Below are 23,741 nucleotides of genomic sequence, written 5' to 3'. Positions count from 1 at the left end.
CGATCAATTGTCGAAATATTCGATTTCGATGGAGATTCATCCACGCATGGCGTGGATCTACCAGATGCTAGGAATCTGTCAGAGGTGAGGCGGTGTGGGGTGGCAGGACCGTTGGCGCCACGGATGGCGCCATCGAGCCCCCATGGACGGGTTTACGGCGTGTCCTGCCACCCCACACCGCCCCGCCATCCCACGGAATGCCCGCTGTTGCTGTTGCTTCTAAGGTTGCCGGCCAGCGGCCGGCACTACCACGGGCGCAGGGCGCAGCCCTGCAAAGAAACCCCTATCCTCGTGGTCGGCTGCGCGAGGGCACCAGTGCGAACGTGTCCACCGCCAGCTTCTCGGCGTGGTTCAACCACGCGCGGATCTCCAGATCATCCACTTCGTGGTCCAGACCGAACGACACGTTGATCTTGCCGTTGGCATCGGGCTGCACCCACTGCTGCGCCAGTACCACCTTGCGCTGCGAGGACACCGCCTCGATCCAGAAACCACGATCCGGGCGCGTGCTTGCCACCAGCTGCAGCATGTACTGGCCGGCACGGGTACGGCGGCCCTTCTGGGTGATCATGTGTGCCTGGCGCACGCTCGGGCGCGGGCCCTGGAACGCATCCAGCGGTGCATCCACGGCAATGCCGCCACGCAGGTCGTTGTCGCGGTACAGCTTGATGCCATTGTCACGGTTGACCAGCAGGGCGCACCAGTCACCGTCGGCCGAGCCATCCTCGAACGCGGTGCAACGGTCGACGTAGGCCAGGGTGTTGTCCGGACTGGCATCATCGAACTGGCGCGAGGTGTTTTCCAGGTACACGGACTTCAGACTCCAGTCCTTGTCGTACTCCAGCAGCACCGGCGGCTGCACGTGCTGCAGGCCGACCACCACCTGGTCATCGCCGTCGATCTTCAGTTCGCGGGTCGGTTCGCCCAGCCACAGCGAACGGGCGAACGCCAGGTACTGCGGGTAATCGCGGCCGCCATCGCGCTGGGTGGCCACGCTGGCGCTGGGTGCGCGCTGGGTATCGATCAGCGAACGGCCGAAGCCCATCGTCTTCAGGTTCGGGTCCAGCAGGCTGAGCAGGGTCGCACCCGAATCCAGGGTGGTGCCGGCCTCGGTGCTGAGCTGCTGCGGGGCAATGCCATCCCCCAGGAACAGCAGCAGGTTCTCGCGCTTCTGCCGGGTCAGGATGTGGGTCAGATCGTTGGGCATCGCCAGGTGGTCGGAGGCGATCACGATCAGCGTGTCCTTGCCGTACGGGCTGGCCTGGATGCGCTGCACCAGCTGCGAGATCAGCCGGTCGCTGCACTTGAGCGCGTTGAGCATGTTGATGTTGCCGTACTGGCTCTGGTAGCGCTCGCCCTTGCACGACACCGGCAGGTGACCGGCCGGGTGGTGGGTGTCCATGGTCAGCGTGGTGAGCATGAACGGTGAGCCCGCACGCGAGAGCTGTTCGAAGCGCTGGTAGGCGGTGTCCAGCAGCACGTCGTCGTGCACGCCCCAGGCCGAGTAGTGGATGCGGCCGATCTTCTTCTGCTGCTTGAACCACGCCAGGTCATGCACTTCATCGAAACCGTGGCTGGCCAGGAACTGGCCCTTGCCGGCGAACTGGCCGTTGGCACCGCCCAGATAGTGGTTGGTGTAGCCCTGCTGCTTCAGGTAGTCGCCCAGGCACACCGCCTTGGGCAGGAAGCTGCCCATCCGGTCCATGCTGTTCTCATCGCCCTGCGAGGTGGTCAGCGGCACGCCGCACATCGACGAGACCAGACCGGCGATGGTCCAGCCGCTGCCCTCGGCCGAGGCCAGCCCACGCACGTCCAGCGACTGGCTGGCGAGGCGATTGAGGTTGGGCATCAGGCCCGGGAACACGTTCTCGTCCAGGTAGGTGCGTTCCAGGCTTTCGCCGTAGATCCAGACGATGTTGCGCGGGCGTTGCAGCGGCTGCGTCGGTACCTGGTACTCGGGGGCGATGCGGGCGAAGTCGACCGGGCGCAGCTGCTGGTACAGGCGCTGGCCGTCGCGGGCCAGCGGGCTGATCATGATCGTGGCCACCCACACGGCCGCGAAACCGGCGAACAACGCGCCACCGTGACCGGGCCGGCGCCAGCGTTTGACCCGCGTGGCGAACAGCGGCAGCAGCGAGACCAGCGCCAGCACGATGAAGCCGGCGATATAGCCCTTGAAATCGGAGACACCGGCGCCTTCCATGTCGGCGCCCAGGTGGTACAGGGTGGCGGCATTGAGCCCATCACCGGACAGCTTGTCGATCAGCCACCACGCGCTGAGCGTGAGCAGCAACAGCGAGAACGCACCGGCCTTCCACCTCACCCATTTGCCGGACGCGAGGAACAACCAGCACAACAGCAACAACGACAGCAGCAGTATCCAGAGCATAGGCAGCTTCGGCAGTGACGGGGTGGTGGTGATGGACGTCGTACCGACGCGTGTCCATCCGACCGGCGCTGCCACAAGCACATGCACATGACAGGCCGATGACCCGATAGTGCATGCACGAACCTGACTGAAATGTTTGTTGAAATAACGCGCGCGCAATCGCGCTCAGAAGGTAAAACGAGCGTGAAAGGGTTCGTTGGATTGCATTAAAAACCGCATGAATACGGGAGTTTTCGTCGATGCGCTAGCGATGCCCACGTTCTTCCCGTGCCCGCGCACGACGGTCGAACAGCAATGCGCTGGTTACGATGCCCAAGCCGAGCACCACGCCGATGAACAACAGGATCAGGGCGATGAGCGGGTAACCGAACAGGTGCCAGCCGGTGTCGATCTTCATCATCATCGCGGCGGCCATGATCAATGCGGCGCTGATGATGCCGGCCGCCACGCGGTTGGCGATCTTCTGCAGGTTTTCCATCAACCGCGATTCTTCCAGGCCGGTGACCTTCATCTGCAGGCGGTTTTCGGCCAGCAGCGCCATGATGTCCGACAGCTTGCGCGGTCCATCGCGCAGCAGCTGCTGCAGCTCCATCGCCTCGCTGGCGATGTTGGCGGCCGACAGCGATTTCTTCAGGCGTGCGCGCATCACGTGCTGCAGCTGGCGCTCGACGATGCGGCGGGTTTCCAGCTCGGGTGCAAGCAGCCGGCACACGGTTTCCAGGTTGAGCAGGGCCTTGCCCAGCAGGCTCAGTTCCGGCGGCGTGCGCAGGCCGCAGGCGGTGGCGATGCGCACCATGTCCAGCACCACGCGGCCTTCGGAGAAGCTGCCGCTGGCGGCGTAGCGCGCGATCAGCTGGCCGGTCTCGCGCAGGTAGCGTTCTTCATCGAACGCCTCCAGCCGCGTGCTGATGCTGATCAGGTCGTCGGCCACTTCTTCGCCGCGGCCATCGACGGCAGCGAACAGGATCTTCAGCAGCCGCTCGCGCAGGCGCGGCGGCATGTGCGCGACCATGCCCAGGTCGAAGATCGCCAGCCGTCCATCGGGCATCACCCGCAGGTTGCCCGGGTGCGGATCGGCATGGATTTCGCCGTGCACGAAGATCTGGTCCAGGTAGCCGCGGATCAGCGCCGCCGCCAGCGGGTCCATCGATTGCTCGGTGCGGCGCACATCGGGAATCGCATCCACGCGCACGCCGGTGGCCAGTTCCATGGTCAGCACGCGCTGGCTGCTGTAATCCCACAGCGGCTGCGGAATCCACAGGCGGCGGAACGGCTTCAGGTGTCGGCCGAACCGGGCCAGGTTCTCGGCCTCGGCGTGGTAGTCCAGCTCCTGCATCAGGGTCTTGGCGAACTCGTTGAGCCAGTCGCGCAGGCGCACGCGGCGGCCGACCTGGGTCAGGTGGTCGGCGGCCAGCGCGAAGCTGCGCAGCGCCTCCAGGTCCGAACGCAGCTGTGCGGCCACCTCGGGCTTCTGCACTTTCACCGCCACCTGGCGGCCATCGTGCAGCACCGCGCGATGCACCTGCGCGATCGAGGCACAGCCCAGCGGCTCCGGATCGAACGCGGCGAACAGCTTGTTCACCGGCGCGCCCAGTTCCTGCTCGACGATGGCGTGGATGCGCTCGACCGGGATCTCGGCCACCTTTTCCTGCATGCGCTCCAGCGCGGTGGCGAATTCCACCGGCACCATGTCCGGGCGGGTGGACAGCATCTGGCCCAGCTTGACGAAGGTCGGCCCCAGCGCTTCCAGGTCGCTGACGAACTGTTCCGGGTTGCCATCGGCGGGCACGTCGGCCTGGTTGCTGGCCGCGTCCAGGTTCATGCCCGAGAACACGCCCGAATGGCGGTAGCGCATCAGCAGGCGCAGGATCTGGCTGCGCCGGTTCATGCCTTTGACCAGCGGAGGGTTGCCATTGGCGGTGGGCGGATTGCTCAAGCGACACTCCCATGCGACGAATACAGGTAGTGCCGGCCGCTGGCCGGCAATGTCCGGATTCCGCAGTGTCGCCGGGGGGCGGTAGGCACGCGGTGAATCCGGCCGCTTCCGCAGCTGCCCCGGTATCGGTCAGAATCCGCTCATTCCCTTTCTTGGACGCCCCATGGCCGGTGCCAGCCTGTTTGCCCTGCTCGACGATATCGCCTCCCTGCTCGACGATGTCTCGGTGCTGACCAAGGTCGCGGCAAAGAAGACCGCAGGCGTGCTGGGCGACGATCTGGCGCTGAACGCGCAGCAGGTGACCGGGGTGAACGCCAACCGCGAACTGCCGGTGGTGTGGGCGGTGGCCAAGGGCTCGCTGGTCAACAAGGTGATCCTGGTGCCGGCGGCCCTGGCGATCAGTGCGCTGGAAGCCTGGCTGCACAGCCGCGGCTGGAACGTGCCGCTGATCGTGCCGCTGATGATGATCGGTGGTGCCTTCCTCTGCTTCGAGGGCGTGGAGAAGCTGGCGCACCGCTTCCTGCATTCGGCTGACGACGATGCCGAGCGTCTGGCCGAGCGCCGCAAGGCGCTGGCCGATGCCGAGGTGGACATGGTGGCGTGGGAGAAGGACAAGGTGAAGGGCGCGATCCGCACCGACTTCATCCTTTCGGCCGAGATCATCGTGCTGACCCTGGGCGTGGTCGCCACCGCGCCGTTCACCAACCAGCTGATCACTCTGGCGGTGGTGGCGCTGGCGATGACGATCTTCGTTTACGGACTGGTGGCGGGCATCGTCAAGCTCGATGACGTTGGCCTGTATCTGTCGCGCAAGGGCGGCGCCATTGCCGCCTTCGGTCGCGGCCTGGTGGCGTCGGCGCCGTGGCTGATGAAGTTCCTGTCGGTGGCCGGCACCATCGCCATGTTCCTGGTCGGCGGCGGCATCCTGGTGCACAACGTGCCGGCGCTGCACCACGCGGTGCAGGCGCTGGGCGGCGAGGGGCAGTGGGGCTGGCTGATCGGTGCGGTGGGCAACATGGTGGTCGGCATCATCGCCGGTGCCATCGTGCTGGCAGCGGTGACCGGGTTCCAGAAGCTGCGCGGGAAGTAAGCGGCGGCCCATTGCCCGGTAGAGGCCGACCTTGGTCGGCGCTTTGTTTCCACGCGTGCCAACCAAGGTTGGCACCTACCGAAGCGTTTTCGGTGTACCGGAGAACTACCCCGCCTGCACCCGGTTCTTGCCCTGCCGCTTGGCCGCATACAGCGCATCGTCCGCGCGGCGCAGCAGGGTCTCGGTATCGTCGCCGGGCTGCCATTGCGCCAGCCCGGCACTGAAATGCACCGGCACGCGCCGGTCCTGCACGGTCAGCACGCGGTGCGCCAACGAACGCTGCAAGCGCTGCACGGTGGCCATGCTGTCGGCGCCCTGGGTCTCCGGCAGCACCAGCACGAACTCGTCGCCACCCAGCCGCGCGATGCCATCGGTGGCGCGCAGCAGCAGCTTGCAGACGGCCACCAGGTGCTGCAGCAGTGCATCGCCACCGGCATGGCCATGTGCATCGTTGGTCTGGTGGAAATCATCCAGGTCGATCACCGCCACGCCCAGCGGGGAGTTGTTGCGTGCGGCACGGGCCAGCTCGCGTTGCAGCAGTTCGTCCAGACCACGGCGGTTCAGTGCCTGGGTCAGCGGATCGATGCGCGCCAGGTCACCAGCGGCGCGCAGTTCCTGCTCCAGCTCGGCGATGCGCTGCTCTGCTCGCTCCACTTCCTGGCGCGCGTTGGCCAGGTGATCGCGCGCCTGTGCGGCCTGCTGCTGCACCTTGCCGGTGTCGCGCATCACGTCCTGCAGCAGCTGGTTGAGGTCGGCGATGCTGCGTGCCTCGCGCAGCTGCAGCGCGTAGCTGCCGATGCGGTCGTGGTACTCACCTGTGCTGGTGGCCATGCCATCCATGCGCTCGATGAACTCGCCCATCAGCCCGCGCATCGCCGCCTTCGAATCGTCGATGCCCTGGCGCAGCAGGCCCTGCTTATAGATCACTTCGCGCAGCTCGGCGCGGGTGCGCTCGACCGCTTCAGCTTCCAACGGCCCGTCCAGCAGCTGGCGTACGGCCGCGATCTGGCCCTGCAGCCAGCTGCGGTCATCCAGCAGCTCGCTCACGTTCTCCAGCAGCAACGCAAACAGTTCCAGCAGCAACGCCTGCTGCTCCTGCCAGCTCTCGGCGCGCACGCCGACCTGGTGGCCGAGTTCGCGCACGCCTTGTTCGATCGGTTCCAGGGCCGTGCCGGGCTGCCACTGCCGCAGGCGCGTGGCCAGCGCCTGCGCCTGTTCGCGCAGGTCCGGGTCGTGCTGCAGCAGCGCGACCACCGCGCCGCCCAGCAGCAGCCGCAGCTGCTCGGACAGGCGCAGGCTTTCCGGCTGCCCGTCCGGCGAATGCTGCTCGATGGTGCGGATGTACTTGTCGATCAGCTGCCGCATCGCGCGCCCGTAGCGCGGCCAATCGGCGCTGGCCTGTGCCGACTGCAGGCGATCGCCCATGTCGCCCAGTTCGCCGGGCAGGGTGGCCATGCCGTTGGCGAACGCGGCCAGCAGCGGCTCCGGTGCGTCGGCCCCGGCGAACAGCTGCTGCAGGGCCACGCCACCGCCACCCTGCAACACCACGCGGTCGCCCAGCCCGTCATCCACCACCGCGCGGACGCGTGCCGGCGGCCCAAGGGCGGTACCGGGGGCAGGGCGGTGGTCGGGCTGGTCCGTCATCGAGCAAATCCTGGGGCTGGCAGGGACTGGTTCCAGCATATCGGCGCGGCCGCCGACGGCTTGAACGGCTAGGATGGGCGACAGGATGCCGCAGTGGAGGTGGTGATGCGCGTGATGTTGCTGGGGGCGACCGGGCTGGTCGGCGGGCTGGCCCTGCCGATGCTGCTGGACGACCCGCGCTGCCGTGCCGTGGTGGCCCCGACCCGACGGGCGCTGACCCTGGCCCACCCGAAGCTGTACGCCCCGCTGCTGCAGTTCGACGCCCTGCCGGAGGCGCCCGACTGGGCGCAGGTCGATACGGTGATCTGCGCGCTGGGCAGCACGATGGCCCAGGCGGGGAGCCGTGAGGCCTTCCATCGCATCGACCATGACTACCCGCTCGCATTTGCGCGGCTGGCACGCGGCCAGGGTGCGCGCGCCTTCGTACTGAATTCGGCAGCAGGGGCCAATGCAGGCTCCGCGATCTTCTACAACCGGGTGAAGGGTGAACTGGAGCGCGATCTGCGCGCGCTCGAGTTTGCTTCGCTCACTCTGGTGCGGCCCGGCCTGATTGGCGGGCAGCGGCAGCAGGTGCGCCGTGGCGAACACTTCGCCCTGCGGGTGCTGGGCGTGTTGGGGCCGGTGTTGCCGCGGGCGTGGCGGATCAATCCGGCCGAACGGATTGCCAGGGCACTGGTGGATGCCGCGCTGGCTCCGCCGCCGGGCGAGCACGTGGTGACTTCCAGCGCACTGGTCGGTTGATGTCGCGTGCGCTGCGCCTGACCCAGCTTCAACAGCTGCTGCGCCGCCATCGGCGGCCGGTCGCGGGGCAGGTGCTGGCCGAAGCGCTGGGCATCAGCCTGCGGACGCTGTACCGCGATATCGAGACCCTGCGCGAGCAGGGCGCCGACCTGCGTGGTGAGGCCGGCGTCGGCTACCAGCTGGCACCGAGCGATACCCTGCCGCCGATGACCCTGCCACCCGCCGAGATCGATGCACTGGTGCTGGGCCTGCGCTGGGTTGCGGCGCGCACCGAGCCTGCGCTGGCCGAGGCCGCGCGTGATGCCCTGGCGCGCATCGCGCATGTACTGCCTGCAGCACGGCGCGAAGCGCTGCGTGACAGTGGCCTGCGCGTGGGACCTTCGCGAACGGCGGCCAAGGTGCCGGCGGCGCGCCTGCAGGCTGTGCGCGAAGCGGTGAGCGCGCAACAACGACTGCAGTTTGGCTACCAGGATGCGCAGGGCCAACGTACCGAGCGCATCGTCTGGCCGTTCGCGCTGGGCTATTTCGATGAAGTGCCGATGCTGGCGGCGTGGTGCGAGAGCCGCGAGGATTTCCGTCATTTCCGCCTGGATCGCATCCGCCAGGTGCGTGTGCTGGAGGATCACTACCTCGTGCCACGCGCCACCCTCCTGCGGCGCTGGCAGAAGGCACAGGGCATCGCTCCGGACTGGTTGGACCGTTCGTAGCATCGAGCTTGCTCGACTGCTTCTGTGCTTCGCTTCCTGCTTCTGGGGGAGGGCGGCCTTCGTTCTTCGTTCCTGGTAGGGGTCGAGCTTGCTCGACCGCCTTTGATCTTCGCGAACAGCAGTCGAGCAAGCTCGACCTCTACCAGGGCAGGGGCAACAGCAGTCGAACACGCTCGACGCTACTGACAGAATCTGTCAGCAGGGCCGTACCACCATGAACGCTCCCAACAACGGAGGTTCCCCCATGTTCACGCCCAGCACCCTGCTGCAGTACGTGCGCGACGTCGCCACCAGCGCCACTTTCTACAGTGGCATTCTCGGCAAGCCACCGGTCGAGCAGTCGCCCGGCTTTGCCTTGTTCCTGCTCGGCGATGGCGCTGCGCTGGGTCTGTGGCAACGCGACGACGTGCAGCCGCCGGTGTCCGCACAGGCCGGTGCCGCCGAACTGGCGATGGTGGTCGCCAACCCGGAGACCGTGCAGCGGATGCACGATGCGTGGCGCGGGCTCGGCGTGCAGATTCTGCAGGCACCGGTGACACTGGAATTCGGCCACACCTTCGTCGGTGCCGACCCTGATGGTCACCGCCTGCGCGTGTACAGCCGCGCCGAGGGCATGGTGGCGCGCGATTGATCGCCCACATTGTGTAGATCCACGCCATGCGTGGATGGGTGCATAAAAAAACGCCGGGCATTGCCCGGCGTTTCTTTCAATTCATGTGCCAACCATGGTTGGCACCCACCTGATCAGCTGGCCAGCGCCAGGTCGTCCATCATCGCGCGCAGGAAGCGGGCCGCTTCACCACCGGTGGCCGCGCGGTGGTCGAAGGTGACCGACAGCGGGATTACCTTGTGCGCTTCCACGCCGCCCATCACCGGGGTCATCTGGTGGCGGGCACGGCCGGCACCGACGATGGCCACGCACGGCGGCACCACGACCGGGGTCGCGTAGCGGCCGGCGAACATGCCGAAGTTGGACAGCGAGATGGTGTAGCCGCTCAGTTCCGAGGCGGCGATCGAACGTGATTCCACCTGCTCGCGCAGGCGGTTGACGCCTTCGCGGATGCCGCGTGCATCGAGCATGTCGGCATTGCGCAACGCCGGCACGAACAGGCCGTCGTCGGTGTCCACGGCGATGCCGATGTCCACCTGCGCGTGCAGGGTGCGGGTCAGCGCTTCACCGTCGAACCAGGCGTTCATCGCCGGCACCTTCTGCGCGGCGACCACGATCGAGCGCACCAGGCGTGCGGTCACGTCGTTGCCCGGCAGCCAGGCGTGGATGTCGGCGTCGTCGTTCAGCGTGGTCGGTACGACCTTGCTGTGCGCATCGGCCATCACGCGGGCCATGTTGCGGCGCACGCCCTTCAGTGGTTCCGGCTGGCCCTTGGCGACCACGCCCGGCGGCTGGGTGCGCATCGGCTTGCCGGCGGCAGACAGCGGGGTGCGTGCTTCGCTCTGCACCGGGGCAGACACCTGCGCGGGGGCCGGCGCGGCATACGCAGCCGCGGCGACCGGCGCCGGAGCAGCGCCGAGCTTGGCGGTGCCGTTGGCGGCGGCCTGCTTGACGTCGGCCATGGTCACCGCACCAGCGGTGCCGGTAGCGGCCACGCGGCTCAGATCGACGCCCAGCTTGCGCGCCATCGCACGCACGGCCGGCACGGCCTTGACACCACCGACGGCCAGCGCCTGTTCGGCGTGCACGGCATTGGAGCTCTGCATCGCGCCGACCACGGTACCGGCGTCATCGCGCTCGGCCGCGGCGGGCTTGGCTTCTTCCGTGGCGACCGGTGCGGCAGCGGCGGGAAGCGGCGGCGGGGTCGGCGCGGCAGCGGGTGCGGCGTGACCATGGCTGTGGCCGGTGTCCTGGCCATCGGCGCGCTGCGGCAGGTTCGGGTCCAGCTCGAAGCTGGCCAGCACCGAGCCGGTCGGGATGATGTCGCCTGCGGCGCCGGACAGCTTCAGCACCTTGCCGGAGAACGGCGAGGGCACTTCGACGACGGCCTTGGCGGTCTCCATCGACACCAGCGGCTCGTCCAGCTTGATCACATCGCCTTCCTTGACGAACCACTCGACGATGGTCGCGTCCGGCAGGCCTTCGCCCAGGTCGGGCAGGTTGAAGTTCTTGGTCTGGCTCATTTGCAGTTCTCTTCCAGCAGTTCCAGTTCGCGGGCCGGCAGCCAACCCGTCGCGCCATTGGCGCGCTCGGACCACCACCACCCGCCGTGTTCGTGATGAAGCTTCACCATCTCGCCGCTTTCCACATCCAGCTCGCGGGCGTCGTAGTCGCACAGCGCTTCGGCGCGACCCTCGTCCAGCAGCTGCAACCAGGCGATGGGCGCCCATCCAGCGCGCCCATCGTTGGTGCGTACCCAGGCAAACGCCGGCCATTCCTCGTCACGGACACCTACTTCGACGATCTGGCCGGTGTGGAACCGGAGCGGGTTGGGATACTGGCTGCGGTAAGCCCCCAGAAGGCGGGCCCGCATGTCAGCCGGCCGCCACCGCGCGCTTGGCCGCAGCCACGATCCGCTCAACGCTCGGCAGGTACTTCATTTCCAGGCGGAACAGCGGAATGTGGGTGTCGTAGCCAGTGACGCGCTCGACCGGGGCCAGCAGGTCGTAGATCGATTCCTCGGCCAGGCGCGCGGCGATCTCGGCGCCGAAGCCCGCGGTCTTCGGGGCCTCCTGCACGATCACGCAGCGGCCGGTCTTGGCCACCGATTCGGCGATGGTGGCGAAGTCCAGCGGACGCAGCGTGGCCACGTCGATGACTTCGGCACTGATGCCTTCACCGGCCAGCTTGTCGGCCGCTTCCAGCGCTTCCTTCACCTGCGCGCCCCAGGTCACCAGGGTCACGTCGGTGCCATCGCGCAGCACGAAGCAGACGTCCAGCGGCAAGGCTTCGCCGTCGTTGACGACCACTTCCTTGTACTGGCGGTAGATGCGCTTGGGCTCCATGTAGATCACCGGATCCGGTTCGCGGATCGCGGCCAGCAGCAGGCCATAGGCACGCTGCGGCGACGACGGCAGCACCACGCGCAGGCCCGGCACGTTGGTGAAGATCGCCTCGTTGGCTTCGCTGTGGTGTTCCGGCGCGCGGATGCCACCGCCCCACGGCACGCGCAGCACCATCGGGCAGTGCAGGCGGCCGCGCGTGCGGTAACGCAGGCGGGCGGCGTGGCAGACGATATGGTCGACCATCGGGTACATGAAGCCGTCGAACTGGGCTTCGGCCACCGGCTTCATGCCCTGTGCGGCCAGGCCGATGGTCAGGCCGGCGATGGTGGTTTCGTCCAGCGGGGTGTCGAGGATGCGGTCCGAGCCGAAGCGCTGCTGCAGACCGGCGGTGGCGCGGAACACGCCACCGTTGACGCCCACGTCTTCGCCCAGCACCAGCACCGACGGGTCGTGTTCCAGCTCCCAGGCCAGCGCCTGGGTGATGGCTTCGATGAGGGTGATCGGGGTGGTGGTCATGCTGTCATCTCCGCGCGCGACAGCAGCGCTGTCGGCGGCGTTGGTGTGCGCGCCGGGCGCGCCGTTCTTGATCTCATCCATGGCGCTTCTCCAGGGCGATCGCCTGGGCACGCTGGGCCAGCAGGTCCGGCGGCGGATCGGCATACAGGAAGTCGAACATCGCCTCGACCGGCTGCACCGGCGTGTTGAGGTACAGGTTCACTTCCTCGTCCACGCGCGTGCCGCACTCGGCGGTCCAGGCGGCCTCTTCTTCCTCGCTCCACACGCCGGCGTTGATCAGGTACTTGCGCAGACGCAGCATCGGCTCGCGCTGCCAGGCATCCTTCACTTCGGCGTCGTCGCGGTAGCGGCGCGCGTCGTCGGCGGTGGTGTGGTCGGACAGGCGGTAGGTCATCAGTTCCAGCACGGTGCCACCGTCGCCGGCCAGCGCACGTTCGCGCGCCTGTTCCATCGCCGCCAGCACTGCGATCAGGTCGTTGCCGTCCACCTGCAGGCAGTGCAGGCCGCCGGCCAGGCCCTTCTGCGCCAGCGTTTCGGCACCGGTCTGGGCCGAACGCGGAACCGAGATGGCCCAGCCGTTGTTGACGATGCACAGGATCAGCGGCAGCTTGTAGGCGCCGGCCGAATTCAGTGCCGCGTAGAAGTCGGTCTTGGAGCTGCCGCCGTCGCCGCACACCGCAACGGCGATCTGCGGTTCCTTGTTGAGCTTGAACTTCAGCGCGGCGCCTGCGGCATGCAGGCACTGGGTGGAAATCGGCACGCAGAACGGGAAGTCCTTGGCCGCGTTGCCGCCGTAATCGTTGCCGCGTTCGTCGCCGCCCCAGTACATCAGCACGTCGTGCGGGCGCACGCCACGCATGAACATCGCGCCATACTCGCGGTACGAAGGTGCGAACACGTCGTCCTTCTGCATCGCAGCGCCGATACCCACGTGCGCGGCTTCATGGCCCAGGCAGGCGGCATAGGTGCCGAGCTTGCCGGTGCGCTGCAGCGCAATGGATTTGCTGTCGAACGTACGTACGAACAGCATCTGCTTGAACAGCGGTACCAGGACCTTGGGGTCGCGCAGCGACGCGGGCAGGTCATCGCGGACGAGCTTGCCGTCCGCGTCCAGGTACTGCAGGTATTCGATCTTGAATTCAGCGGCAACCGTCATTGCGTACTGCACCTTCGACAGAGAAGTTACAAATGATATGAATCGCCATGTTAAGGAACGCGTACGGAATAGCCTTCCTGCGCCGCAACACGGCGATTCCCCGTTTTACCCCTGCCGGCGGGTGGGGGGCCAATAACAACAACGTATTCAGTCGTTGCTGCAAAGCATCAGAATACGCCTCTGGCTGACCGCCAGTACAACGGCCTGGACGGTTCCACGCGCAGGCCCGGCATCGGCCGATGCTCCACGACCAACCGCACGCCCCGGTATGGACCCGGCGGCTGCCAGCGCGGCGGCAACGCGCTACCCTTGCCGCCCCCGATCTGGTCCCGCCCATGTCCGTCGACAACAACCAACGCGATCTCGAAGCCGGCATCCACACCGACCTGCAGGGACGCCTGACCTACGGCGGCTACCTGCGGCTGGACCAGCTGCTCAGCGCGCAGCAGCCGCTGTCCAGCCCGCCGCACCACGACGAGATGCTCTTCATCATCCAGCACCAGACCTCGGAGCTGTGGCTGAAGCTGCTCGGCCACGAACTGCGCGCGGCGATCGGCTTCCTGCAGCGCGATGAAGTCTGGCAGTGCCGCAAGGTGCTGGCGCGCAGCAAGCAGGTGCTGCGCCAGCTCACCGAGCAGTGGTCGGTGCTGGAAACGCTGACCCCGTCCGAATACATGGGTTTCCGCGACGTGCTGGGCCCGTCTTCGGGCTTCCAGTCGCTGCAGTACCGCTACATCGAGTTCCTGCTGGGCAACAAGAACGCGCAGATGCTGCAGGTGTTCGAGCACGACCCGGCCGGGCAGGCGCAGCTGCGCATCGTGCTGGAAGCGCCCAGCCTGTACGAGGAATTCCTGAAGTACCTGGCCCGCTTCGGCCATGCCGTGCCGGCGGTGTACGAATCCCACGACTGGACCCAGCCGCATGTGGCCGACGACGCACTTCAGCCGGTCTTCGAGCGCATCTACCAGGACACCGATCGCTATTGGCGCGAGTACTCGCTGTGCGAGGACTTGGTGGACCTGGAGACCGCCTTCCAGCTGTGGCGATTCCGACACATGCGCACCGTGATGCGCGTGATCGGCTTCAAGCGCGGCACCGGCGGCTCGTCCGGCGTGGGCTTCCTGGCCAAGGCGCTGGAGCTGACCTTCTTCCCCGAACTGTTCCAGGTGCGCACCAGCCTGCAGGCCGCGCCCCCCGCAGAACGGGGCTGACCCCCATTCAGCTTGGACCCCGGCCATCGGCTGGATCGTTTCAGATGCAAGTTCAGCGAGCAGGCCGTGACCTGCCTCAAACGGCGTGTATTTGACGTGAACGCCAGAAGTCGGTGATCCTCGCGCGTTGCTTCAACTGCACAGCGGACGTGCTCGTCATCCACCGAACCAGGAAATCCGCATGAGCCTAAACGCCACTGCGAACACCCCAGAGCCGGCGCTGCCGGACTTCAAGACCACGATGGGCCATCCGCGCCCGTTGTGGATGCTGTTCATGACCGAGTTCTGGGAGCGCTTTGCGTTCTATGGCATCCGCTGGGCCTTGGTGCTGTACATCGTCGCCCAGTTCTACAACGGCAGCGCTGCCGGTGAAGGCGACGCCAGCCGCATCTATGGCGCCTACCTGGCCCTGGTGTACGCCGCGGCGATCTTCGGTGGCTACGTGGCCGACCGGGTACTGGGTTACCAGCGCTCGATCCTGACCGGCGCGATCATCATGGCCGCCGGCCTGTTCATGATCTCGCTGCCGCAGGAGCACATCTTCAAGCTCGGCCTGGCCACGATCATCGTCGGCAACGGCCTGTTCAAGCCCAACATCTCGACCATGGTCGGCAAGCTGTACGGGCTGAAGGATGAGCGCCGCGACTCGGGCTTCACCATCTTCTACATGGGCATCAACATCGGCGCGATGATCGCCCCGGTGCTGACCGAGTACCTGGCCCGCAAGGTGTTCGGTACCGATGCGATGCCGTCCTACAAGGTCGTGTTCATCGCTTCGGGCGTGGGCATGCTGATCTCGCTGGTGTGGTTCTACATCGGTCGTGCCGGCCTGAAGGGCATCGGTGCACCGCCGGCCGGCGCTGAAGGCTTCGGCCGCATCATCATGGTGCTGGCCGGTGCCGTGGTCGCCATCCCGGTTGCGTACTTCCTGCTGGCTACCGGCGCCACCGCGCTGGCCTGGATCCTGGGTGCGATGTTCACCGCCCTGGCCATCCTGCTGCTGGTCGAGGGCGTCCGCGAGGGCAAGGTACAGCGCGACCGCGTGATCGCCATGCTGATCATCTTCGCCTTCAACGTGATGTTCTGGATGTTCTTCGAACAGGCCGGCAGCTCGTTCACCTTCCTGGCCGAGAACATCGTCAACCGCCAGTTCGGTGACTGGACCTTCCCGACCGCGTGGTTCCAGTCGGTCAACTCGGTGGCCATCATCACCCTGGCGCCGATCATCGCCTGGATCTGGGTGGCCATGGGCCGCGCCAATCCGTCCATTCCGCGCAAGTTCGGCCTGGGCCTGCTGTTCAACGGCGCTGCCTTCGCGCTGCTGATGTTCGCCCTGTCGCAGATGGTCGTGGACGGCAAGATCCCGTTCTGGACCCTGTTCATGGTCTACGTCATCCAGTCCGTGGGTGAGCTGTGCCTGTCGCCGATCGGCCTGTCGATGGTGACCAAGCTGGCCCCGGTGCGCCTGGTCGGCTTCGGCATGGGTGGCTGGTTCCTGTCCACCGGCATCGGCAACAACCTGTCGGGCATCTTCGCTGGCGTGGTCAGTGGTGAAGGCGGCATGACGGTCGAGTCGGCCCTGAAGGGGTATACCTTCGGGTTCTGGGCCCTGATCGGCTCCGGCGTGGTGCTGTTCCTGGTCGCCCCGCTGATCAACAAGCTGATGCACGGCGTCAAATGATGATGAGAGGGTAGAAGGCATGCGCAGCAAGCTCGGTAGTGCAGTGGTGGTGGTCTGTGCGGCGCTGATCGGCGCCTGTTCCGAACCGCAACCGCCTGCCGCTGCCGAGCCTACGCAACCCCTGGATACCCGACCCACCGAGCCACCGGTCGCTGACCCCAGCGAACCGGTGGCCTCGGGCAACACTCCGGTGGCGGCGGACATCGCCGCCATCGCCGGGCTCGGCGCGCAGTTCGACCCGGCCCGCGACCCCGCCGACGATCTGGCCACCGCCAAGGTGGAAGCCCAGCGCGGCAAGAAGCGCATCCTGCTCGAGGTCGGCAACGCCGCCTGCGATCGCTGCCAGGCGCTGGACGAGATGGTGGAAGGCAACGGCGACCTGCGCCGCTTCCGCGATGCCCACTACGTGTGGGTGAAGGTCAACGCCAGCGACGAACAGCCCAACGCTGCCTTCTTCGCCCAGTACCCGGTGATGGAACGTGACTACCCGTACCTGCTGGTGCTCGACGCCGATGGCGGCCTGCTGGTGTCGCAGGCGACCGGCGAACTGCGCAAGGGCGAAGCTTTCCAGCCCGCACGGGTGACCGCCTTCCTCAAGCAGTGGGCGCCTGACAAACCGGAATAGGGTAGTGCCGGCCGCTGGCCGGCAGCTTCGGTGGGTGCCGACCGTTGGTCGGCACTGATGTTGGGTCGCATCCACGCATGGCGTGGATCTACTGTGGTTGCGGTCACATTCCCGGAATCGGCATCTCAATATCGCACCGCGCTCGCCGTTACCGGCAAGGACCTCAGTCGACGCCCCGTCGACGCAACCTACCGGAACGCCCATGCACAGCGACCACGCCGAACGATTGCCCGAACCTGCCAGCGACCTGGCCGAGGGTGGGGCAGGCGAGGGCGTGACCCTGCCGCCGCAGGAGGCATTGCTGGATGACGCCGGTACCGGCGAGGACACCGTTGAACTGGCACCGCCGCGTCACCGGCTGCCGCAGATCGCGCTGCCCGACAACGTGGTGCTGAAGGGCGCGGTGCAGAAGCTGGTCGAGCAGAAATCGAGGCTCGATGCATTGGCTGCCGAAGGCCAGCTGGCCGGGTTGCTGCCGCCGGAATGGCAGGGCCACGGCGTGCGTGCCATCGATCTGTCCATCTTCATCCAGGGCGTGCTGCCGTTCCTGCAGCCGGGCGAGCGGGGTGAGACCGCACCGGCGCGGCTGCCGGTACGCCACGTGCTCGGTGACGACAGCCGCTGGGGCCTGGAGGATGTCTCCGAACCTAAATCACTCGCGTGGTATCTGGCCAGTGACGAACGCGCCACTGCCGGCAGCAAGGACGTGGCAGAAGCCTACCTGGTGGGTGCACTTGGCCTGGCGTGGATGCAGGAAGGGCGCAGCCGCCCGGGCTTCCTGCGTGCGATGGGCCAGGACAGCCTGGCCGCGCGGGTGACCATGCTCGGCTATCCGCCGGCCAACGAACTGGCGCTGTACAGCGTCACTGCGCACGGCCAGCCGCAGATCTGGTGCGTGCACGGTCGCCGCCGCATGCGCCCGCTGGTGGCGCCATGGCTGAGCGTGCCGCTGCTGACCGCCTATGGCGTGCCGGCCCCCGTCGCGTGGCCATCCAGTTTCCCACCGGTGGAGGCGGTTGCGGAGCTGCTGGCGACCGCGCGCCTGGGGCGCGCGCTGCCGGAAGTGGACCTGGGCAAGGTGGTGGCGAAGATCGCCGAGGATGCCGCGTCGGATGCCTGGCAACCGGTCAGCCTGCTGCAGCTCAACACCTGGTCACCCCGCTGGCACTTCTTCCTGGGCACCTTCGTCGGCCTGCCGTCGCTGCTGCTGGTGGCCGCGGCGCTGGCGCTGCCGGGGGCAGTCGAAGCCGCCACGGTTGCCGCCTCGCTGGGCTTCGCCGGCGGTGCCATCGCAGCGCTGGCCGTGCCGTGGATCCATGCACGGCGCAAGCACCTGAGCTGAAAAAAGGGGACGGAGGGGATTAAGTCGTATCAGGCACACATGTGCTGATTACGACTTAATCCCCTCCGTCCCCTATTTCCTTCAGACCCCTTCGCCCATCCGCTCCAGGCCTTCGCCGGCCAGGCGCAGGATCAGCTTCTCCAGCACCTGCTCTTCCTCGTCGCTCAGCACCGACATCAGCTTGCGGGTGATCTCGATCACCATCGGCGCGATGGTCTCGTACACCTCGAAACCCGCCGCCGACAGCGCCAGCACCGAGCGGCGGCGGTCGTCGCCGTGGGTCTCGCGCTTGATGAAGCCGCGCTCCAGCAGGCGGGCCACGGCACGGCTGACCGCCACCTTGTCCATCGCCGTGCGGTCGGAGACCTCGCTGGCCGACGAGCCCGGGTACAGCGCCAGGATGGTGATCACCCGCCACTCGGGGATCGCCAGACCGTAACGATCGCCGTATAGCTTGGCGATGTTGCCGCTGACCCGGTTGGACAGCACGCTCAGCCGGTACGGCAGGAACTGTTCCAGGTCGAGCAGGACGTGCGAGGCACGCAGGCGGGTCGAAACGGGATCGGCGGGGCTCATGTTGCGGTGCACCTTGCTGGTGGTTTCAAGTGTAACTATAAGGGGTGGGTCCAGACCCTGCATTCTCGCCGGGTCCCTACCTGCCCGCACCTGGTTTGTACCGATGCGGTACCGATTCGGAGCCACGCCATGAATACCGCAGTCCCGACCGCCTCGCATCCCAACCCCGGCATGCAGGTCACCACCTTCGAGAACCCGATGGGCATCGACGGCTTCGAGTTCGTCGAATTCGCCGCCCCGGCCGGCCGTGGCCAGGAGCTGCACGAGTACTTCCGGAAGATGGGCTTCAGCGCGGTGCTCAAGCACAAGCAGCGTCCGATTACCGTCTATCGCCAGGGCGACGTCAACTTCCTGGTCAATGAAGACCCGGATTCGTTCGCCTCGGACTTCGCCGAAAAGCACGGCCCGTGCGCCTGCGGCTTCGCCATCCGCTTCAAGAAGCCGGGCGCGGAGGTCTACCAGACCGCGCTGGGCAACGGCGCCGAAGCCATCGCCTTCAAGCCGGACAGCAAGGCGGTCAGCGCGCCGGTCATCAAGGGCATCGGCGATTGCATGCTGTACCTGGTCGACCGCTACGGCAGCGCCGGCAGCATCTTCGACGGCGACTACGAGCCGATCGCCGGCGCCGACCTGCACCCGGTGGGCTTCGGCCTGACCTTCATCGACCACCTGACCCACAACCTGTACTTCGGCAACATGCAGCAGTGGTCGGACTACTACGAGCGTCTGTTCAACTTCCGCGAGATCCGCTACTTCGACATCAAGGGCCTGAAGACCGGCCTGGTGTCCAAGGCGATGACCGCGCCGGACGGCATCGTGCGCATCCCGCTGAACGAATCGTCCGACCCGAAGAGCCAGATCAACGAGTACCTGGACGCGTACAAGGGCGAGGGCATCCAGCACATCGCCTGCTTCACCGAGAACATCTACGAGACCGTCGAAGCGATGCGCGCGCAGGGCGTGGACTTCCTCGACACGCCGGAGACCTACTTCGACGTGATCGACCAGCGCGTGCCGAACCACGGTGAAGACGTGGCGCGCCTGGCGAAGAACAAGATCCTGATCGATGCCGATCCGGAAACCCACCAGCGCAAGCTGCTGCAGATCTTCACCCAGAACTGCATCGGCCCGATCTTCTTCGAGATCATCCAGCGCAAGGGCAACGAAGGCTTCGGCGAAGGCAACTTCACCGCGCTGTTCGAAAGCATCGAGCGCGACCAGATCCGCCGCGGCGTGCTGTAACGTTCAACGGTAGCGCCGGGTCAAGCCCGGCGCCTGCTCATCTGTAGAGCCGAGCCATGCTCGGCTGCTTTCCGTTCCGGTCCCGCCGTACCCAGGAGCCCTCATGTCCACCGCCCTCACCGCCCGCGGCTACCAGTCCGGTTTCGGCAACGAATTCGCCACCGAGGCCGTGGCCGGTGCACTGCCGGTCGGGCAGAACTCGCCGCAGAAGGTGGCCCACGGCCTGTACGCCGAACAGTTGACCGGCACCGCCTTCACCGCGCCGCGTGGCAGCAATCGCCGCAGTTGGTTGTACCGGATCCGCCCGGCGGTCACCCACGGCGAGTTCACCCCGTTCGCGCAGTCGCAGCTGCAGTGTGATTTCGGCGCACAGCCGGCCTCGCCGAACCAGCTGCGCTGGAGCCCGCTGCCGTTGCCGGAGCTGCCGACCGACTTCGTCGAAGGCCTGTACACCATGGGTGGCAACGGCTCGCCCGATGCGCATGCCGGCGTGGGCATCCACCTGTACGCGGCCAACCGCGACATGGTCGGCCGCTACTTCTACAACGCCGATGGCGAGCTGCTGATCGTGCCGCAACTGGGCGCGCTGCGCCTGCTGACCGAGCTGGGCGTGATCGAGATCGAGCCGCAGCAGATCGCGGTGATCCCGCGTGGCGTGCGCTTCCGGGTGGAACTGCCTGACGGCCCGAGCCGCGGCTACATCTGCGAGAACTACGGCGCGCTGCTGAAGCTGCCTGACCTCGGCCCGATCGGCTCCAACGGCCTGGCCAACCCGCGCGACTTCGAGACCCCGCATGCGGCGTTCGAGGATGTCGATGGCGATTTCGAACTGATCGCCAAGTTCGAGGGCCGCCTGTGGCGTGCGCCGATCGACCATTCGCCGCTGGACGTGGTGGCCTGGCACGGCAATTACGCGCCGTACCGCTACGACCTGCGCCGCTTCAACACCATCGGTTCGATCAGCTACGACCATCCGGACCCGTCGATCTTCCTGGTGCTGCATTCGCCCAGCGACACGCCCGGCACCAGCAACATGGACTTCGCGATCTTCCCGCCGCGCTGGCTGGTGGCGCAGAACACGTTCCGCCCGCCGTGGTTCCACCGCAACATTGCCAGCGAGTTCATGGGCCTGGTGCATGGTGCGTATGACGCCAAGGCAGAGGGCTTCGTGCCGGGTGGCGCATCGCTGCACAACTGCATGAGCGGTCACGGCCCGGACGCGCCCACCTTCGACAAGGCGTCCAATGCGGACCTGTCCAAGGCGGACGTGATCAAGGACACGATGGCCTTCATGTTCGAGACGCGCGCGGTGATCCGTCCGACCGCGCAGGCATTGGCGGCCGGCCATCGCCAGGGCGATTATCAGCAGTGCTGGAACGGCCTGCGCAACAACTTCCGGTCGTCGCGCTAGCGTGGTGGGTGCCGACCTTGGTCGGCAAGGATCCTGATCGCATCCACGCATGGCGTGGATCTACCGAAAGGCGGTCGTGAGGCAGTAGATCCACGCCATGCGTGGATGATTACCGCCGGAACCTGCGCTTACGCCGCTTCGGCGAACGCGCCGCAATGCTCCAGCGGCAGCGCTTCCAGCAGGCGTTGGCGCACGCGCTGGCAATAGCCCTCCGAGGTCAGCCCGGGCAGCATCTGCATCGCCGAGTGCAGCACCTGCAGTACTTCACCTTCGGCGCGTGCCTGCTGCAGGTCGCGGAACAGCGCCGCCGCCTGCGGATGGCGCTGCATTTCCAGGATGCCCAGCACGTAGATGCGCGCAGCTACCAGCGAGCGGCGGCGCTCCACTGCGGTGGCCGGAGTTGCCGCAGGTGCTGCGGCTGGTGGTGTGGGCGGAACCGGCGCTGCCGCGGGTGCCGGCGACGGCGGTGGGGCCGCGGCGGCGGTACCGGTGCTCAGGTAGCCGGCCTGCACCAGCTGGATGACCATGGCCGGCGCGTCCTGGCCGAGCAGACTGGTCAGGTCGGCAATGCTGCGCTGGCCGTCGCACAGGATCAGCAACCGGCGCTGGCGCATGTCCAGCGGCGCGCGGTGGGCCTGCAGCGCGGTTCGGGCGAGATCGGTCTTGCGCGGTTGCATGGAAGGGACAGCCAAGTCGGTGCACGCCGAGCCTGAACGAGGGCGATGAAACCGCGATGACAATGCAGCATCTGCACGCGTGCTGCGCTAGCGTGCAGCTACTTTCGTGCCAGGGAACCGCACCGATGAAGCACCTTCCGATTGCCGGTCTTTTGCTGCTGTCGCTCACCGCCTGCAACCGCAGTGCCGAGGCCCCGTCGCCGACCATCGCTGGCCCCAGTACGGGCGCCGCAGCCACGCCTGCACCGATGGCCCCGGCCGCCGCGCAGGGCCCGGCGCGCCTGGATGGATTCGCTGGCGCAACGCTGGGCGCTGGCATCGCAGAGGTCCGCAGTGGTTTTGGCACACCGCTGCAGGGTCTGGGCACCGACGCCAGTGGCAAGCCGTTGCCGGCTGACGACGGTAACGACGGCTGTTATTTCCTGCGCCCGCAGGATGCCGAAGACCCCCGCCTGATGATCGAAGGCCGCAAGCTGGTGCGCTACGACGTGCGCAGCGCCGCCATCGCCGCACCGGGCGGCGGCAAGGTCGGCATGACCCTGGGCGAGCTGCAGGTGCTGTACCCCGAGCGCGGTGACGTCGGCCCTGACAAGTACGACGAGAAGGCCCAGCACCTGCGCGTGCGTCCGGTGCAGGAGGGTGGGGCGGTGATCGACTTCGCGCTCGGTGCCGATGGTCGGGTCAATGCCTGGCGCGTCGGGCAGACCCCGCAGGTCGATTATGTGGAAGGCTGTGGCTGATCCTTGATCCACGGCCCAGCCATGCGCGCGGGGCCAGCGTAGAATCGCGCCACGACCGCTGGGGGAGTGCTCGATGATCGCCATTGCCATTGCCTGGTTCCTGCTCGGCCTGCTGTTGCTGGCGCTGGGCGGGGACTCCATCGTCAAGGCCGTGTCCGGCCTGGCCCAGCGCTTCGGGGCCAGCCCGTTCACTGCCGGACTGCTGCTGCTCGGGGTGACCACCTCGTTGCCGGAACTGGCGGTCAACGCGCGCGCGCTGGCGGTCGGCCAACCGGAGCTGGCACTGGGCAATGCCGTCGGCAGCAGCATCGTCAACCTGGGCTTGACCCTGGCGCTGGCGGCGATTGCCGCGCCCCTGCTGCTGCGCGCGCGCCTGCAGACGGTGCTGTGGTGGTCGCTGCTGGCGGCCGGCGTGCTGCTGATCCTGTTCGGGCTGGATGGTCGCCTGGCGCGCTGGGAAGGCGGCGTGCTGGTGGCGGGCTTCATCGTCGTGCAGGTACTGCTGCTTCGCCGCGGCCGTTTCGAGAGCGCCGAGGTGCAGGCGGCCATCGCCGAATCCGCGCTGAGCCGTACCAGCCTGCCGTTGAACGTGCTGCGGGTGCTGATCGCCGCGCTGACCCTGTACTGGGGTGCGCGCCTGGTGGTGGGGGCCGCAGCGGACTTCGGTGCCGCGTTGGGCTGGACGCCGCTGCTGGTCGGCCTGCTGCCGGTGGCGATCGGCACCGCATTGCCGGAGGTCGCCACCGCCATCGCCGCCGCGCGTCGCGGTCACGGCGACATGGTGCTGGGCCACGTGCTTGGCTCCAGCGTAGTCAACCTGCTGCTGGTGATCGGTGCGATGGCGATGCTGCAGCCGTTGGCGTTGCCGGCCTCGTTCGTGCGCCTGGAACTGCCGGCGCTGCTTGCCTTCGCATTGGTGCTGTACCCGATGCTGCGTGGCGACCTGAAGATCAGCCGCAGCGAAGGCGGAATCCTGCTGGTCGCCTTCGTCGGCTGGTTCGTGCTGGAACTGCTGCTGGTGGGCGCACCGGCGTTGTAGATCCACGCCATGCGTGGATGCGGTTGATTTCGTGCCGACCAACGGTCGGCACCCACCGGGCAT

The 23,741-nt window shown here is 67.1% G+C and carries 20 protein-coding genes and 1 pseudogene; 12 read left to right on the top strand and 9 right to left on the bottom strand.

The window, feature by feature from the left end; translation table 11 throughout:
• Positions 1-283: 283 nt before the first annotated feature.
• Together ACUZUJ_RS20390 and ACUZUJ_RS20385 are read right to left on the bottom strand one after the other, a co-directional pair.
• A complete protein-coding gene (locus tag ACUZUJ_RS20390; RefSeq protein ID WP_049443956.1) occupies positions 284-2,389 on the bottom strand; it encodes a phosphoglycerol transferase I in 2,106 nt (701 codons plus the stop codon).
• 244 nt (positions 2,390-2,633) lie between these two features.
• Positions 2,634-4,280, bottom strand: a pseudogene (locus ACUZUJ_RS20385) (ABC1 kinase family protein); the annotation flags it as partial.
• A 208-nt stretch (positions 4,281-4,488) separates the two neighbouring features.
• On the opposite strand from ACUZUJ_RS20385, the gene ACUZUJ_RS20380 reads away from it, so the two are divergent.
• Complete coding sequence (locus ACUZUJ_RS20380) at positions 4,489-5,415, top strand: DUF808 domain-containing protein (RefSeq protein ID WP_049443955.1); 927 nt, start codon at positions 4,489-4,491, stop codon at positions 5,413-5,415.
• A gap of 105 nt (positions 5,416-5,520) precedes the next feature.
• Here the strand turns inward: ACUZUJ_RS20380 and ACUZUJ_RS20375 are convergent, their stop codons facing one another.
• Positions 5,521-7,059 (bottom strand): GGDEF domain-containing protein, encoded by a 1,539-nt coding sequence (locus ACUZUJ_RS20375; protein WP_014038768.1) that lies wholly within the window; start codon positions 7,057-7,059, stop codon positions 5,521-5,523.
• A gap of 105 nt (positions 7,060-7,164) precedes the next feature.
• Here ACUZUJ_RS20375 and ACUZUJ_RS20370 point away from each other — a divergent pair, with 105 nt between their 5' ends.
• From ACUZUJ_RS20370 to ACUZUJ_RS20360, 3 genes are all read left to right on the top strand, one after another.
• On the top strand, positions 7,165-7,800 hold the full coding sequence (locus ACUZUJ_RS20370) for a Rossmann-fold NAD(P)-binding domain-containing protein (protein ID WP_049444066.1): 636 nt from the start codon (positions 7,165-7,167) through the stop codon (positions 7,798-7,800).
• Positions 7,800-8,507 carry a helix-turn-helix transcriptional regulator gene (locus tag ACUZUJ_RS20365; RefSeq protein WP_049443952.1) on the top strand — a complete coding sequence of 236 codons (708 nt, stop codon included), beginning with the start codon at positions 7,800-7,802 and terminating at the stop codon, positions 8,505-8,507. The genes ACUZUJ_RS20370 and ACUZUJ_RS20365 overlap by 1 nt, the downstream gene beginning before the upstream one ends.
• Positions 8,508-8,751: 244 nt before the next feature.
• Positions 8,752-9,138 carry a VOC family protein gene (locus tag ACUZUJ_RS20360; RefSeq protein WP_049443950.1) on the top strand — a complete coding sequence of 129 codons (387 nt, stop codon included), beginning with the start codon at positions 8,752-8,754 and terminating at the stop codon, positions 9,136-9,138.
• A gap of 113 nt (positions 9,139-9,251) precedes the next feature.
• Here the strand turns inward: ACUZUJ_RS20360 and ACUZUJ_RS20355 are convergent, their stop codons facing one another.
• Genes ACUZUJ_RS20355 through pdhA form a run of 4 tightly spaced genes read right to left on the bottom strand, consistent with a single transcriptional unit; the run spans position 9,252 to position 13,134 of the window.
• Positions 9,252-10,640, bottom strand: coding sequence for a dihydrolipoamide acetyltransferase family protein (locus tag ACUZUJ_RS20355; RefSeq protein ID WP_458220657.1), 1,389 nt, complete (start codon positions 10,638-10,640; stop codon positions 9,252-9,254).
• Positions 10,637-10,990, bottom strand: coding sequence for an SH3 domain-containing protein (locus ACUZUJ_RS20350; protein ID WP_005411349.1), 354 nt, complete (start codon positions 10,988-10,990; stop codon positions 10,637-10,639). Before ACUZUJ_RS20350 ends, ACUZUJ_RS20355 begins: the two co-directional genes overlap by 4 nt.
• 1 nt (position 10,991) lies before the next feature.
• Entirely contained in the window at positions 10,992-12,059 is a 1,068-nt protein-coding gene (locus tag ACUZUJ_RS20345) for an alpha-ketoacid dehydrogenase subunit beta (protein ID WP_005419896.1), read from the bottom strand.
• Positions 12,052-13,134: a pyruvate dehydrogenase (acetyl-transferring) E1 component subunit alpha gene (pdhA, locus tag ACUZUJ_RS20340; protein WP_049443946.1), complete on the bottom strand. Its 1,083-nt coding sequence runs from the start codon at positions 13,132-13,134 to the stop codon at positions 12,052-12,054. Before pdhA ends, ACUZUJ_RS20345 begins: the two co-directional genes overlap by 8 nt.
• Positions 13,135-13,469: 335 nt before the next feature.
• Between pdhA and ACUZUJ_RS20335 the strand changes: the two genes are divergently transcribed.
• From ACUZUJ_RS20335 to ACUZUJ_RS20320, 4 genes are all read left to right on the top strand, one after another.
• Positions 13,470-14,345, top strand: a complete 876-nt coding sequence (locus ACUZUJ_RS20335) for a tryptophan 2,3-dioxygenase (RefSeq protein ID WP_014038762.1) — start codon at positions 13,470-13,472, stop codon at positions 14,343-14,345.
• A 181-nt stretch (positions 14,346-14,526) separates the two neighbouring features.
• Entirely contained in the window at positions 14,527-16,026 is a 1,500-nt protein-coding gene (locus tag ACUZUJ_RS20330) for a peptide MFS transporter (protein WP_101766206.1), read from the top strand.
• 19 nt (positions 16,027-16,045) lie between these two features.
• Positions 16,046-16,651: a thioredoxin family protein gene (locus tag ACUZUJ_RS20325; RefSeq protein WP_049443942.1), complete on the top strand. Its 606-nt coding sequence runs from the start codon at positions 16,046-16,048 to the stop codon at positions 16,649-16,651.
• A gap of 202 nt (positions 16,652-16,853) precedes the next feature.
• Positions 16,854-17,993 carry a hypothetical protein gene (locus tag ACUZUJ_RS20320; protein ID WP_049443940.1) on the top strand — a complete coding sequence of 380 codons (1,140 nt, stop codon included), beginning with the start codon at positions 16,854-16,856 and terminating at the stop codon, positions 17,991-17,993.
• An 81-nt stretch (positions 17,994-18,074) separates the two neighbouring features.
• On the opposite strand, the gene ACUZUJ_RS20315 is transcribed toward ACUZUJ_RS20320, so the two are convergent.
• On the bottom strand, positions 18,075-18,569 hold the full coding sequence (locus ACUZUJ_RS20315) for a MarR family winged helix-turn-helix transcriptional regulator (protein WP_042359011.1): 495 nt from the start codon (positions 18,567-18,569) through the stop codon (positions 18,075-18,077).
• Positions 18,570-18,698: 129 nt separating this feature from the next.
• Here ACUZUJ_RS20315 and hppD point away from each other — a divergent pair, with 129 nt between their 5' ends.
• Complete coding sequence (hppD, locus tag ACUZUJ_RS20310; RefSeq protein ID WP_014038757.1) at positions 18,699-19,811, top strand: 4-hydroxyphenylpyruvate dioxygenase; 1,113 nt, start codon at positions 18,699-18,701, stop codon at positions 19,809-19,811.
• A 103-nt stretch (positions 19,812-19,914) separates the two neighbouring features.
• Positions 19,915-21,222 carry a homogentisate 1,2-dioxygenase gene (gene hmgA / locus ACUZUJ_RS20305; RefSeq protein WP_049443937.1) on the top strand — a complete coding sequence of 436 codons (1,308 nt, stop codon included), beginning with the start codon at positions 19,915-19,917 and terminating at the stop codon, positions 21,220-21,222.
• A gap of 128 nt (positions 21,223-21,350) precedes the next feature.
• On the opposite strand, the gene ACUZUJ_RS20300 is transcribed toward hmgA, so the two are convergent.
• A complete protein-coding gene (locus ACUZUJ_RS20300) occupies positions 21,351-21,899 on the bottom strand; it encodes a hypothetical protein (RefSeq protein WP_049443935.1) in 549 nt (182 codons plus the stop codon).
• A 56-nt stretch (positions 21,900-21,955) separates the two neighbouring features.
• Here ACUZUJ_RS20300 and ACUZUJ_RS20295 point away from each other — a divergent pair, with 56 nt between their 5' ends.
• Positions 21,956-22,639 carry a hypothetical protein gene (locus ACUZUJ_RS20295; RefSeq protein ID WP_458220658.1) on the top strand — a complete coding sequence of 228 codons (684 nt, stop codon included), beginning with the start codon at positions 21,956-21,958 and terminating at the stop codon, positions 22,637-22,639.
• Between the two features lie 73 nt (positions 22,640-22,712).
• Positions 22,713-23,678, top strand: coding sequence for a sodium:calcium antiporter (locus ACUZUJ_RS20290; protein ID WP_049443929.1), 966 nt, complete (start codon positions 22,713-22,715; stop codon positions 23,676-23,678).
• Positions 23,679-23,741 lie beyond the last annotated feature (63 nt).

The organism is Stenotrophomonas sp. S4 (genome assembly GCF_054187805.2).
This window is presented reverse-complemented; position numbering and strand designations above follow the sequence as displayed.